Raw genomic sequence first — 13592 nt, 5'->3', positions numbered from 1 at the left:
ATGGCAGTATTATTTGGAACAGGTCGCTGTTTTGCCCTGGGGGCTGTATTGGCTTCCGCGCTCCTGTCCGGGCCCGCGCTGGCGCTGGCGCCCGAGCACGAGACTCGCAGATTGATGCTCGCTACCGAAGGGGCAGTGGTTGCGGAAAACTGGGGCGAGGCCGCCGAGTATCTGAACCGCTTGCAGCAACTGGAGGGTGAAAAGCCGGCCGATTACTATTTTTATCGGGGGCGGGTGATGCTGCAGTCTTCCCACCTGAACGAAGCCCAGTCTGCTCTTGAGACCTATGTGAGCCGCGCCGGCGCTGAGGGTGCCCACTACCAGGAATCCCTGCAGTTGATCACTTCCATTGAAAAGACCCGAAAGCAGAATGCCCTGGCCCCACAGGCAACCGGTGAGAGTGAACAGGTTGCGGTTATTGAGCCGGCGGGTGAGGGCCGTATTGAGTCTTTGCGCAAGCTGTATCTGGCAGATTCAGACCGCGAGGCGCTGACGCTTCATATCAACAGCCTGCTCGAATTGGCTGGCTGGCGCCGTGATCAGGCGGTCGTGCGGCTCGATCGGCCAGCCGACGTTGAATATCGTCTTGGCACCCAGGGAGAGGAAATCCAGATTCAGGAACTGAAGCGCGCCGAGGATGGCCGGATACTGCGAAGCACAGAGACGATGTCGGTGTTTGGCATCAACCCCAGGGTGGAATGGCGTTGTGAGGCGACTGTTTCAACTTGCTGGGTCTATGATCCGAGGGACGGTTCCCGACTGCTTCAACTGGCCGAAAACCGGGAAAGGGCCCAGGAAATCGCCGAAACGCTCGGGCAGCTGATCCGTTCGCTTCAGGCGCCCTCGGGGTCCTGAGTCAATCGGAGAGATCACCGCGCTCGCCTTCCCGATAGGCGCCTGGCGTCACCCCGGTCCACTTCTTGAAGGCCCGATGGAAGGTTGAGGGTTCGGTGAAACCGACTTTGGCGGCGATGTCGTTAATCGGAAGTTCCTGCCGGCTCAGATAGTAAATAGCCATATCCCGGCGTAACAGATCCTTGATCTCCTGGAACGAGGTATTCTCCTGCTTCAGTCTGCGTCGCAGTGTCTGCGGGCTGGTATGCAGGCCCGCTGCAATCCATTCAAAATCCGGCAAAGGCTTCGAAAGATCCCTGCCGATTAACGCCCGAATGCGTCCCGTAAAGGTGTTACTCTCGTCCGGACGGGATAGCAGGTCTGCCGGCGAGGTCTTCAGGAACTGCCGCATCTCCGGCTTGTCGCGGATGACAGGCGCAGACAGGAAGCGCTTGTCGAAGGTGAGGGCAATTCTGTCAGACTCGAATGCCAGAGGGCAGTGGAAAATGTGCCGGTATTCGTCGCCATGGGCCGGCCGTGGGTAATCGAACTCGGCCTTCTCCAGCTCGATGGGTTGGCCGATGAGCCAACTGCCCAGTCGGTGCCAGATCACCAGAATACTCTCCCGCAGGAAAAAGCTCGGATCGTTGATCTCGCCCTCTATCCGGGTTACGAGCTGAGCCTTGTCCCTGGCAACCTCCAGTTCCATGGACACCATGGGTTCAAACAGGCGGGAAAACTGGAAGGCCTGCCGGTACACAGATTCCAGATTGGGGCAGTCAATCACCAAAGCACACATGGTGGCAAAGGTTCCTGTTCGGGCCCGTCTGGGCCCCAGCCCCATGAACTCATCTCCCATGCGGTTCCAGAGCACCTGCATCAAATGGCTGAACTGATCACTGCTGACCCTCGCCATCTCGATGCGCAGCAGATCGGGAGAGATTCCGGCTTCCCGGAGCATTTCACGGGTATCAAAACCAAGTCGCTCGGCGCCCACAAGGGCCGCCTGTACAAAGTGCTTCGAAACCGTCAGATCGGACATTACGCTCGCCGTTCCATGAAAACGAAACCCATCATAAAACCCCGGCAGAACAATGCAACCGAAGCCGTTTGGCCACACTGGTAGAAACGGCCAATCGGAATGAAGGAACCGGCAGTTGGCCCGCTTGGCAAAACCGGGCAGCATGAAGGAAACGAATGCTATTTGCAGAAACCTGAGAATAAAAAGGAGATTATCATGGCGGGTCCTCTGACTTCGCTGAAAGTTCTGGATTTCAGCACCTTGTTGCCCGGCCCCTACGCCACCATGCTGTTGGCGGACATGGGGGCAGATGTATTGCGTGTGGAGGCACCGGACCGAGTGGATCTGACCCGGGTAATGCCACCCCACGATGCCGGCGTGAGCACGGCCCACGGGTTTCTGAACCGTGGCAAGAAGTCGCTCGGGCTTAACCTTAAAGAGGAGGGCAGCCGGGAGAAGGTTCTGGAATTGGTCAAGGACTATGACGTTGTCGTTGAGCAATTCCGGCCGGGAGTGATGGATCGGCTTGGTATCGGCTATGAAGCCCTCAAGTCGGTAAACCCTCGCCTGATCTATTGCTCCATCACCGGCTATGGCCAGACCGGCCCCTACAAGGATCGAGCGGGCCACGACATCAACTATCTCTCCCTGGCTGGAGTAAGCAGTCACTGCGGCCGGGCTGACAGCGGGCCGCCGCCGATGGGTATCCAGATTGCGGATGTGGCCGGCGGTTCACACCACGCCGTCATGGGCATTCTGGCCGCTGTTATCCATCGACAGCAGACCGGAGAAGGGCAGTTTGTTGATATCAGCATGACCGACGCGGCCTTTGCGCTGAACGCCATGGCCGGGGCCGCCTGCCTGGCTGGTGGCCAGGAGCAGAAGCCGGAGAGCGCATTGCTCAACGGCGGCTCATTCTACGACTACTACCAGACCAGCGACGGTCGCTGGCTCTCGGTAGGCAGCCTCGAACCCCAATTCTCCGCCCGCCTGTGCGACACCCTCGGTATTTCCGATATGAAAAGCCTGGCCATGAGCCAGAAGCCCGAGCATCAGCAGCAACTTAAAGCCGCCATCAAGGCAAATATTGCTGCGAAACCCCTGGCCGAGTGGCAGGAGATCTTTGCCAACCAGGACGCCTGCGTGGAGCCGGTTTTGACGATCTCGGAGGCCGCCAAGCATCCACAACTTAAAGCGCGGGATATGGTGATTGGAGTTGACCGGGGAGACGGCACTCAGCAGCCGCAGATCGGATTCCCGATAAAGTTTGAAAAAACGCCATCGCAAACGTCCCGGATCGGAAAAATGCTTGGGGCTGATAATGATCAGTTTCTTTAGAAGAAAATAACGTGAATAAGTGTTCAGTTTTGTCTGGCTGAAAAGGAGGGCTCTGCTAATTTTATAGATGTCACCGGACATGGTGAAAACGTAGTGAACAAATACAAGGAAAACACTATGAAGCTCAGGAAAACACCGAGTGGCAAACATGCCCTCAGTCTCACTGTCGCCCTGCTTGGCAGTACCTTGCTGGCGGGTTGTTTTGACAGCGACAATGACTCTTCTGGACCCTCACAGGCTGAGGTGGATCCCAATCTCTTTCCTTCGGATGGTCAGCTTGAGGCAACCATTCGTCGAACAACGGGTGGCGTTCCTCACATTGTTGCTGATGACCTGAAATCTGCCGCGTTCGGGCACGGATATGCTCAGGCTCAGGACAACGTCTGTATGCTGGCGGAGGCCGTCGTCAAGGCCCGAAGCGAAAGGGCGAAGTATTTTGGGCCGGGGCCGGATGCAGGATTTGGCGTCGGTATCAATGTCGTCAATGACTTCAGCTTCAAGGCCCAACAGATATACGCAGGCGCTGAGGCCGAGTTCCCCACGTTAAGCCCGGAGAGCCGTGCGCTTATTGAGGGCTTTACGGAGGGGTATAACCGCTACGTTAACGAAACCGATGCCTCCCAGTTCCCGGCAGAGTGTGCGGATCAGGAATGGGTGCAGCCGATAACTCCGGTGGATCTCCTGGCCCATTATCGCATTGTCGGCCAGTACGCGAGCGGTGCGTTATTCGCGACGGGGGCCGTGTTCCTCGCAGTCCCACCAACAGCGAGTCCTGCACCGACACCGGTAAGCTCGGTGACCAATGCTGAGGAAGTAAACAACCTACTCAAAAGCGTTGTGGCTACCGCAGAGGCCGGCGCGAGATCACAGACCAATTTCGCGGATATGGGCCTTGCCAGCAACGCGTGGGGTATTGGTAGCGAGTTGACCGAGCAGGGACGGGGCGCTCTGTTGGCGAACCCGCACTTCCCGTACACAGGACATCGGCGCCTCTACGAGGTTCAGATGACCGTGCCGGGTTATCTGAATGTTCATGGCGCTGGACTGCTGGGTACGGCAATTCCGCTGATCAATTTCAACGAGAATCTTGCCTGGTCTCACACGGTTACGACCAGTCGCCGCTTTACCTGGTATGAGCTGGTGCTGAAGGATGATGGAGAATTCCTGACATACGTGAAGGACGGGGTTGAAAAGCCGATCACCACTGAGACCTATCAAATCGAGGTCGACATGGGGATGCCGCAACCTGTTGTGCTGGAGAGAACCTTCTATTTCTCCGAGTATGGTCCCATGATCGCAGCCAATGCTGTCAGCAGTCAGCTGCCAGCCTGGGGCGACAACGGTGCCCTGAACGCGTCTTCAATGGTTGCTCACACCTATCGTGATGCCAATGCCAATACCGGCGGCCTTCTGGACACCTGGTTGGGCATGAGTCGAGCCAGCAACCTTGAAGAGTTCCAGAGTGTCTTCCAGAACTGTGGGTCGACCCTCTGGACCAATACTACCTACGCTGATGACCAGGGTAATGCGTTCTACATTGACAGCAGTTCGGTACCAAATCTCTCCGAAAAAGCTATCGCCCTCGTTAATTTGAGAAGAGCGAGTAGCGACGCTTATGCCGGTCTATTTGATCAAGGCGTGACACTACTGGATGGCAGGCTTTCCCAGGAGGACTGGGTTGAGACAGCATGTGGTCCTCTGGTTCCCTATGACCAGAAACCGAAGCTGGTAAGATCGGACTGGGTGCAGAACTCCAACAGCAGTTACTGGTCAACCAATCCGGACGAGTTCCTGACAGGCTTTTCACCTCTGTTTGGTGATGAAAAGGCGCCTATCAATCCCCGTACGCGCCTGGGCATCAAGATGCTGCAGAATCTGATGGATCCTGGCTTCCCGGACGCGCCGCTACCAGCAGGGCAGGATGGCAAGTTCAGCGCGGAAGAACTTATTGGTGTGATCTGGAACAACCGGGCATGGTATGCAGAACAGTTCCTCCCGGAGCTTCTGCAGCGCTGTGATGCCATCGGCACCACCGCGGTGAACGGTGTCGATTTGTCGTCCTGGTGTCAGTCTCTGAGCAACTGGGATGGGCTATACAACCGGGATAGCGTCGGTGCTCATATCTTCCGTGTTTTCATGGCTAATTATCGCAACGATCTGGACTCAGATCTGACGACGCCTTTCAGCCCGGCTGATCCCGTGGGGACACCGGCTGATCCATCTGAAGAGAATGCCGGGACCGCAAGCGACACCATGCTCTTGGCGCTTGCCGATGGTGTGGCTGCTCTGCAATCTCAGGGAATTTTGCCGACTGATGCCCTTGGAAGCCTTCAGTATTACCGCGCTTCCGGTGGCGTGGCCCCAGGCTCCGGCGCGACACCAGTGTTCCAGACTCAGCCAATTCCCTGGCACGGTGGTGACGGCAACATAGATGGAGCGTTCAACGCGATCGGTGTGGTGACGGATCCGTTCCTGGAAGACACGCGTTTCCCGCGGATTGCACCGTCAACGATCGACAATACTGCCGGATTGTCTGACGGAACGGATGGCATTGATGGCTGGTTGATGGCCAGAGGTACTAGTTGGCATTTTGGTCTGGAGTTCACGGACAACGGTCCGGAGGCTTATGGCCTTGTGAGTTATTCGCAGTCCACAGACTCCATGTCACCTTTCTTCAGTGATCAAAGTGAACAGTATTCCAACAAGGAGTTCCGCCAACTGTTCTTCACGGAAGAGGACATTCAGGCGAATCTGTTGCCACAAGGTCAGACTGTTATTTCTTCGGATTGAGAAACAGTCCACTATGAAAACGCCGCACCCTAACAAGTGCGGCGTTTTTCGTTGCTATTGGTCATGTCGTTGAGAACAAATGGCAGTGCCATCTAAGCTCTCGCAACGCCTGAAATCTCCACGCCTTTACTGCCTATCCTGCCCGACACCACCCCCTTCGCTGGTCAGCTGAGGGCCGTTAACAAGCCTCATGATAAGAACTTCTCTAGAAAACGTGAGCCGCTGAAATCGACGCATGAGTTGTGGGACGTGTGGGCTGTTCGGAATATTGATTGTTCGTGTCTGATCCATGTCGGGCATCGTCCAAAAAAAAAGCCCCGGCGATGCCGGGGCTTGGTAGACAGAAGCCAGTCCTTACGGAGCAGCCTGCTCGTCCTGATCGAGTGCGTTGGCCAGAGTCGGACTGGTTCCCAGTGCATCGATGTTGTTGGGGGAAGCTGGCACGTTGCCGCCGCTCAGAGCTTGCGCTGTTTGCGTGACCATTACCGTAAAGGCGTCACTGGTAACGGCAAACCCACCCGGGCAAGCATCATTTGGCGCTTGAGGCGCTACAAAAGTACCGTGATTGGCGGTAGAGCATGGGTTGCTGCCGTCAAAGAATACTGCGACCGGAGTGGCTGAAGCGCCAGAGACGTCTTCGCTCTGAAGGAGGTTCAGGTCAGCTCCATCGGCAAGATTGGTTCCGCCTGCTCCCAGATCCAGCAGTGCCATCAGAGGCTCCGTGCCAGTCAGCGGTGCGGAGAATGCGGGGCTGAGTGGATTAACGTTAGCTTCGTTCGGTACGGTGCTGTCTCCAACCACCTCAGTGACAAGCAGGTTTCCAGTGGAGGCGCCAAGAGACTTGGCAAAGTTCACTGGATCACCAGCATCAGAGATTGACTGGAACACGTAGAAGAAGCTCTCGAAAGCAGAGGTTCCCTGGGTTACACCTGCATTAGCCAGTCCACCAAGAACTTGGCCGGAGAAGGCCGGTGAGTTCTCAATCAGGCGAGTTACTTGGCCGCTCGTGTTGTGCAGAACAACCGAGCCAAGGGTCGGGAACGTAAAGTTATTAAGGGGAGCCCCGGCATCCTGATAGGTCTGATTCAGCACCCCGTTCAGGCTGCTGTTAGCCAACGCTGAGAAAACGGTTCCAGAAATACCGCCGAGGGAGTGACCAATGAAGTTCACATTGATTCCCGGACCAACGAGATCAAAGGGTTGATAGTCGCCATTAATGTCAAAGGTTTGGATTGACGCTGCCACGTTAAGGAGATCAACGACGCCCTGACGCAGGTTATCGCGGCTGTTCATCATATTGAGAGGATTGATAAACAGGCTACCTGATGAGATGTCTGCCAGAGGGGCTGGTACCGGCTGCAGAGATGCATTTGCGGTATACCCAAAGTGTCGCTCGCCGATGTAGTCAGCAGAAATCAGCGCATTGAGTTGTGCGATGACGGGTGCGAGGGCTGGATTGTTCTGCGCCTCAAGTCCCTGAATCGTAGCCTGTACGGTGGTTGTCAAAGTCTCTTCGTCGAGCTCTGATAGGCCAGCAACCCTGCCTACGCTCGCTCCAGCAAGCCCGTGCAGAGGCTGATCGATTGCTACAACCGTTTGGCAGGCACTTTGTGCCAACAGAATGGCGGGCAGCATTGAGACACTCCGATCTACGGTAATGCCATGCTGGAAAATAGTTACGCCGTTGGGCTTAAATCCTCCCGTTGGGTCTTGATCAACGCAAGACGCTGGGCGCGAATCCGTTGAAGGATTAAACACCACGACTGGTACAGTAGTATCGGCTTTTTTCTGCGGGAATGGGAAGTAGCCATTCACGTTCAGTGTGCCGTCGATATCACGAAGGAAGGAGAAAATTGTGTCTCCCGGAGTCAGATTCTCATTCAGGCCAGCTTCCATGCTTGTGTTGCCTGTCCAGCTGCCTGTGACAATTCCGGCTCCGGTTTCGCCAGGAAGACTCTGGTAGTAGGGCAGGGTGATCGCGCCCTGATGTACTTGAACCTGGGCTGCCGCCTGTGCAATTGGGTTTGTAGGATCTTGTGCTGCCAGACCCTGAATGGTTGCCAGATCTGCCGCCTCAGTTTTCGGATAGAAGAACGAAGGGCGTGGTACTGGCAAGTGAATCGTGTCCCCGATTTCCGGAACAATGGCCTGCGTAAGCGTCGTCTGCGGAGTCTGTGTTCCGTCAGCCGTCAACACATCTTGCACGTTAGACAATGCCGTAACGGCGGCGATTTCTTGCGCACTCAGAGTTGAAGCGTCAAGTTGGCCAGCGCCGAGTTGACCGGCAATCTCGGTGATTTCACCAAGCTTTGTTGTAAGTTGGGAGAAGTTGAGAGTGGGGTAGTTGTCTCTGATTGCTTTCAATTGGGCAGTGAAGCCAATCTTTTGCCCCAGTCCCGACGCATATGCCGCCGGCGCCATCATCGCCCGAAGAACGTCAGTGTCAGAGTTGGTTGTGAATGTGTAAGCCAGCGCAGATTCAGAGCCTGTCTGCATCTGAGCAAGGAATCCGTTCGCCAGCTGGTCAGCAGTCTGCAGAATGGTTTTCACGTTGCCTAGTGCGGGGTTGCCCAGCACGCCATCTGCTAGAGCGACATCCTGAACGGAACGCTCAATTGGCTTACCGTTTGCACCCTGGACGTCGTCAGTGACAACAACCAGGTATTTCTGACCTTCAGTCAAAGGTTCAAGCGGAACAACACGGATAGCGTTGTTTGTGCCGCCATCAACACTTACAGGGTCCGCGCGGAAATTAGGCTGCTCAAGTCCCAAGCCCTGACCAAAGGGATTACTTGCAACGATGCTGGTCGGGTTGGTGTTCGGAAGAGCTTCAGGAGCCGAATCAATTGCAGGGCCAACGTTAAGTGGGAGCAAAAATACTGTCGCGTTTGCCATGACGGTCGCTGGATTCAGCTCACCGTCAAACTTCAGGGTAAAGGCGCCTGAAGTGGAAAAACCCGAGAGATCGTTAACAGCGTCATCTGCCGGGGTGTTACCAGTCGAAAGCCCTGTAAAGTCATAGTTGGCGCTCTGGGTTGCGCCCAACAGCAGGATCAGGTCGGCATTGATCGGGAACGCAGGCTCTTCCGCAATCGGGTTAGGGTTGTAGATCGGACGAACAATCGACCTGTCAATCGTCGTATCTTCAATCTGGTAGTCCGGATTGGCATTCGCCCCCGTCTCGCCGCTATCAAAGCAGCCTGTAAGTCCAACGGAAGACGCCACGGCAAGACTTATTAGAGTTTTCTTGAACATGGGTGGAACCTTTTCCTGTTGTTGTGTCGTTATGTTCGGCAGCTGACGGGGCCGGTCTGATCCGGTAAGCCCGTTGTCAGTGGCCTGTTCTGCTTAAACTGTTGTCTGAAATTGTAGCCAGCGCTGTAAGCCAATTTCTGTATCTTTGACTATAGCGACAGTATGGCAAGTGTTGATCAGCCAAAAGTGTGATTCTGGTGTTTGAATCCTCCCCGCACGATTGGAGTTCGGCCTTTGAGAAAAATAGTTGCCGGATAACGGTTTGTCGAGGTCCGGCAACAGGGAAATTGGGGCCTGGTCGACGTTTATTCGAAGCGCGAGAAATCTGGTTGGCGTTTTTCCATGAAGGCCCGGAAAGCTTCGGCGGCTTCGGGGGATTTCAGCCGTTCTGCAAACAGCTGACCCTCCTCCAGCATGGCTTCCCGGAGTGCTTCCATGGTTGGCTTGTTGAGGAGCGCCTTGGTGGCCCGAATCGCTGCCGGGGCTTTTTCAGTGAGCCTCTGGCAGGCTTCGAAGGCATTGGCTTCCGTTTGCCCAGGCTCACAAACCCGGTTGATCAGGCCAAGCCGAAGACCTTCTTCCGCGGAGAAGGCACCACCAAGCATCAGAAGTTCGGCGGTGCGTACCCGGCCGATCCAGGAAGGTAGCAACAGGCTTGAGCCACCTTCGGGGCACAGGCCGAGGCTGGCAAAGGGCATCTGGAATGCCGTGTTGTCGCCGGCGAACACCAGATCACAGTGCAGCAACATGGTTGTGCCGATGCCGACGGCCGCGCCATTGACCGATGCCACCACCGGTTTAGTGGCGCTGGCCAGTAGTAAAAGAAAACGGCCAACGGGCGTCTGCTCGAAATCACCTGGCAGACCTGCGGCAAATTCGCCCAGGTCGTTGCCTGCGGTGAAGCACTCGCTGGTGCCGGTGAACAGCACGCACCGGATGTTGGTGTCATCCCGGGCCCGTTCCAGCGCGTCGCCCATGGCGGTATACATGGCGTGGGTGAGGGCGTTCTTGCGTTCTGGCCGGTTCAGTCGGACGATGAGGGTCCGGTCTTTGGTTTCGGTGAGGACGAGGTCAGTCACGGCGTCTCCTGGGGTGTTATTATCGTTTGGTTAGGATGATACCTTTTTCTGTTGGCGTTTTTCACGGGTTTTAATCCTTGTTTCGCCATCCGTCGAATCACTCGCCAAACCGATTTTCTGGTAAACTCTCGCCTCCCGATTTCTGATGACACGACATAACGATATCAAGCTGATGAGGCGCCTATGACCACCGTAATCCGCCAGGACGACCTGATTGAAAGCGTAGCGGACGCGCTGCAGTTCATTTCCTACTACCACCCGAAGGATTTCATCCAAGGCGTCTATGAGGCCTACCAGAAGGAAGAATCCCAGGCGGCCAAAGATGCCATGGCCCAGATCCTGATTAACTCGCGCATGTGTGCCCAGGGGCACCGCCCGATCTGTCAGGATACAGGCATTGTGACGGTATTCGTGAATGTCGGCATGAACGTCCAGTGGGATTGCGATATGCCACTGGACGACGTGATCAATGAAGGCGTCCGTCGTGCCTACACGCATCCGGACAACGTGCTGCGCGCCTCGGTGCTGGCCGATCCGGACGGCAAGCGCCAGAACACCAAGGACAACACCCCGGCCATCATCCATTACAAGATGGTTCCGGGTGATACCGTGGAAGTGCACGTGGCTGCCAAGGGTGGCGGTTCTGAAGCCAAGTCCAAGTTCGCGATGCTGAACCCCTCTGACTCAGTCGTGGACTGGGTGCTGAAGATGGTCCCGCAGATGGGGGCCGGCTGGTGTCCGCCGGGCATGCTGGGTATTGGTATCGGCGGTACCGCTGAAAAGGCGATGGAACTGGCCAAGGAATCCTTGCTGGACCCGATCGACATCCACGATCTGAAAGCTCGTGGCGCGTCCAATCGTGCCGAAGAGCTTCGTCTGGAGCTGTTCGACAAGGTAAACGAACTGGGGATCGGCGCTCAGGGCCTCGGCGGTCTCACTACGGTTCTGGATGTGAAGGTGAAAGACTACCCGACCCACGCGGCCAACAAGCCGGTGGCGATTATTCCGAACTGTGCAGCCACCCGTCACGCTCACTTTACCCTGGATGGTACCGGGCCTTCCCTGCAGACCCCGCCAAGCCTGGACGATTGGCCGGAAATTACCTGGGAAGTGGGTGAGAACGTCCGTCGCGTGAATCTGGATACCGTCACTCCGGAAGATGTGAAGGACTGGCAGCCGGGTGAAACCGTTCTGCTCTCCGGCAAGATGCTGACCGGACGCGACGCTGCCCACAAGAAGATGGTGGACATGATCGAGAAAGGCGAGGAGTTGCCGGTTGATCTGAAGGGTCGGTTCATCTACTACGTGGGGCCGGTTGATCCGGTACGCGAAGAGGTTGTTGGTCCCGCAGGCCCGACCACTGCCACACGTATGGACAAGTTTACCCACACCATGCTGGAGAAGACCGGCCTCACCGGCATGATCGGTAAAGCCGAGCGCGGTCAGGTGGCCATCGATGCCATCAAGGAATTCGGCGCGGTTTACTTGATGGCCGTGGGTGGTTCCGCTTACCTGGTCTCCAAGGCCATCAAGAACGCTGAAGTGGTTGCCTTCCCGGAACTGGGTATGGAAGCCATTTACGAGTTCGAGGTGGAGGACATGCCGGTCACTGTCGCCGTCGATTCCCGCGGCTCGTCTGTGCATCAGACAGGTCCTGCGGAATGGCACGAGAAGATCATTGCTGCCAAGGCGGTCTGATCTCCGGAAGTCGCTGAAAAAAGAAAAGGGCCGGACGAATGATCGTCCGGCCCTTTTTCGTTCTGTTGGTCCAGATTTATCAGCTTGAACAGCTGATATTCAGGTGTTTGCCCCAATCCGGCGGCAATGCCGCATAAGCGTCGTTCTCCGGTTGTTCGTCATAGGGCCGCTCAAGCACCTTCAGTAGTGCTTTCATGGGTTCGTAATCCCCGTTCTGGGCTTCCTGAATGACCTGCTGGGCCAGGTAATTCCTCAGCACATACTTCGGATTCACGCGGCGCATGGCGTATTCCCGTTCATCGTGAGCGCGGGTTTCGTTCAGTAGTCGTTCCTCGTAGCGCTCCAGCCACTGGTCCGCCACGCTTCGATCGACAAACAGATCACGCACCGGCCCATGGCCGTGGCTATGCAGGTTGGAAAGCGCCCGGAAGAAACGGGTGTAGTCCACATGATGCTCGTGCATCATGCTGAAGGTATCCATGATCAGGCTCAGGTCTGCTTCATCCTCAATGGCAAGGCCCAGCTTGTCCCGCATGTTCTGGAGGAAGCGCTCGTTGTAGGCCACTTCATACCGGCGAAGCCCCCGGCGCACGTCGTCTTCCTCCATCACGGGCAGCAGGGCTGTGGCCAGATAACGGCAATTCTCAAACCCGACTTGCGGCTGACGATTGTAGGCGTAGCGCCCGCCCTGGTCGGTATGGTTGCTTATATAGCCGGCATCGAAATCATCGAGAAATGCGTAGGGGCCGTAGTCAAAGGTGTCGCCGATGATCGACATGTTGTCACTGTTCATCACGCCGTGGCAGAAGCCCACCGCCTGCCAGTCCGCAATCGTTCGCGCCGTCCGCTCGACCACTTCCTCGAACCACCGGCTGTACCGTTCGTCATCGGGCAGATTGATCAAGTGGGGGAAGTGCAGCGAGATCACGTGTTCGAGTAGCGTCTTGACGGTTTCAGGCCCCTCGTGGTGGGCGGCGAACTCGAAGTGCCCGAAGCGAATGTGCGTTTCGGCTACTCGCACAAGTGCCGCTGCTGTTTCGATGGACTCCCGGCGCACCGGGTCTCTGGCGCTGACCATGAAAAGGGCCCGGGTGGTCGGGATGCCAAGGCCATACATGGCCTCGCTGCATAGATACTCGCGAATGGTGGAGCGAAGCACGGCGCGGCCATCGCCAAAGCGGGAGTAAGGGGTCATACCGGCGCCTTTGAGGTGCCAGTCCCAGCGTCGTCCATCAGGACCAATGGTTTCCCAGAGGAGCAGGCCACGGCCGTCGCCGAGTTCCGGGTTGTAGACCCCGAACTGGTGGCCGGTGTATTTCATGGCCACCGGGTCCATGCCCTCGAGTAATTCCGATCCTGCGCCCACTCCGGTCCAGTCGGATTCGGAATCGGCCCGAAATCCCATCTGGGCTGCGAGTTTGTGGTTGAAACACACCATCTTCGCGTCTTTCAGGGGTGAGGGCTGAACCCGCGTATAAAAACTGTCCGGGAGCTCCAGGTAGCGATGCTCTATTCGAAAATCGTTGCCACTCATAAAACGCCTATACTCCCATTGGTATGAATTCTGCTGCCGTCTC

General features: G+C 56.5%; 8 protein-coding genes. 4 read left to right on the top strand and 4 right to left on the bottom strand.

The window, feature by feature from the left end; genetic code table 11:
• Nucleotides 1-855: a hypothetical protein gene (locus tag ABNF92_RS04130; protein WP_069184929.1), complete on the top strand. Its 855-nt coding sequence runs from the start codon at nucleotides 1-3 to the stop codon at nucleotides 853-855.
• 1 nt (nucleotide 856) lies between these two features.
• On the opposite strand, the gene ABNF92_RS04125 is transcribed toward ABNF92_RS04130, so the two are convergent.
• Nucleotides 857-1876 (bottom strand): AraC family transcriptional regulator, encoded by a 1020-nt coding sequence (locus tag ABNF92_RS04125; protein ID WP_349343527.1) that lies wholly within the window; start codon nucleotides 1874-1876, stop codon nucleotides 857-859.
• A gap of 195 nt (nucleotides 1877-2071) precedes the next feature.
• On the opposite strand from ABNF92_RS04125, the gene ABNF92_RS04120 reads away from it, so the two are divergent.
• Nucleotides 2072-3193, top strand: coding sequence for a CaiB/BaiF CoA-transferase family protein (locus ABNF92_RS04120; protein ID WP_349343526.1), 1122 nt, complete (start codon nucleotides 2072-2074; stop codon nucleotides 3191-3193).
• A gap of 117 nt (nucleotides 3194-3310) precedes the next feature.
• Entirely contained in the window at nucleotides 3311-5983 is a 2673-nt protein-coding gene (locus ABNF92_RS04115) for a penicillin acylase family protein (protein WP_349343525.1), read from the top strand.
• 354 nt (nucleotides 5984-6337) lie between these two features.
• Here the strand turns inward: ABNF92_RS04115 and ABNF92_RS04110 are convergent, their stop codons facing one another.
• Nucleotides 6338-9238 (bottom strand): MECDP-synthase, encoded by a 2901-nt coding sequence (locus ABNF92_RS04110; protein WP_349343524.1) that lies wholly within the window; start codon nucleotides 9236-9238, stop codon nucleotides 6338-6340.
• 305 nt (nucleotides 9239-9543) lie between these two features.
• Entirely contained in the window at nucleotides 9544-10317 is a 774-nt protein-coding gene (locus tag ABNF92_RS04105) for an enoyl-CoA hydratase (RefSeq protein ID WP_349343523.1), read from the bottom strand.
• Between the two features lie 183 nt (nucleotides 10318-10500).
• Between ABNF92_RS04105 and ABNF92_RS04100 the strand changes: the two genes are divergently transcribed.
• Entirely contained in the window at nucleotides 10501-12015 is a 1515-nt protein-coding gene (locus tag ABNF92_RS04100; RefSeq protein WP_349343522.1) for a fumarate hydratase, read from the top strand.
• Nucleotides 12016-12094: 79 nt separating this feature from the next.
• Here ABNF92_RS04100 and ABNF92_RS04095 read toward each other — a convergent pair whose 3' ends face one another.
• Nucleotides 12095-13549: a protein adenylyltransferase SelO gene (locus ABNF92_RS04095; protein WP_349343521.1), complete on the bottom strand. Its 1455-nt coding sequence runs from the start codon at nucleotides 13547-13549 to the stop codon at nucleotides 12095-12097.
• Nucleotides 13550-13592 lie beyond the last annotated feature (43 nt).

The organism is Marinobacter sp. MMG032 (genome assembly GCF_040112695.1).
GTDB lineage: Bacteria > Pseudomonadota > Gammaproteobacteria > Pseudomonadales > Oleiphilaceae > Marinobacter > Marinobacter salsuginis.
This window is presented reverse-complemented; position numbering and strand designations above follow the sequence as displayed.

Excerpts from the sequence above, each read along its gene's own strand:
- ABNF92_RS04130 (WP_069184929.1), top strand. The coding sequence starts at position 1 with ATGGCAGTATTATTTGGAACAGGTCGCTGTTTTGCCCTGGGGGCTGTA.
- ABNF92_RS04120 (WP_349343526.1), top strand. The coding sequence starts at position 2,072 with ATGGCGGGTCCTCTGACTTCGCTGAAAGTTCTGGATTTCAGCACCTTG.
- ABNF92_RS04125 (WP_349343527.1), bottom strand. The coding sequence starts at position 1,876 with ATGTCCGATCTGACGGTTTCGAAGCACTTTGTACAGGCGGCCCTTGTG.
- ABNF92_RS04115 (WP_349343525.1), top strand. The coding sequence starts at position 3,311 with ATGAAGCTCAGGAAAACACCGAGTGGCAAACATGCCCTCAGTCTCACT.
- ABNF92_RS04100 (WP_349343522.1), top strand. The coding sequence starts at position 10,501 with ATGACCACCGTAATCCGCCAGGACGACCTGATTGAAAGCGTAGCGGAC.
- ABNF92_RS04095 (WP_349343521.1), bottom strand. The coding sequence starts at position 13,549 with ATGAGTGGCAACGATTTTCGAATAGAGCATCGCTACCTGGAGCTCCCG.
- ABNF92_RS04110 (WP_349343524.1), bottom strand. The coding sequence starts at position 9,238 with ATGTTCAAGAAAACTCTAATAAGTCTTGCCGTGGCGTCTTCCGTTGGA.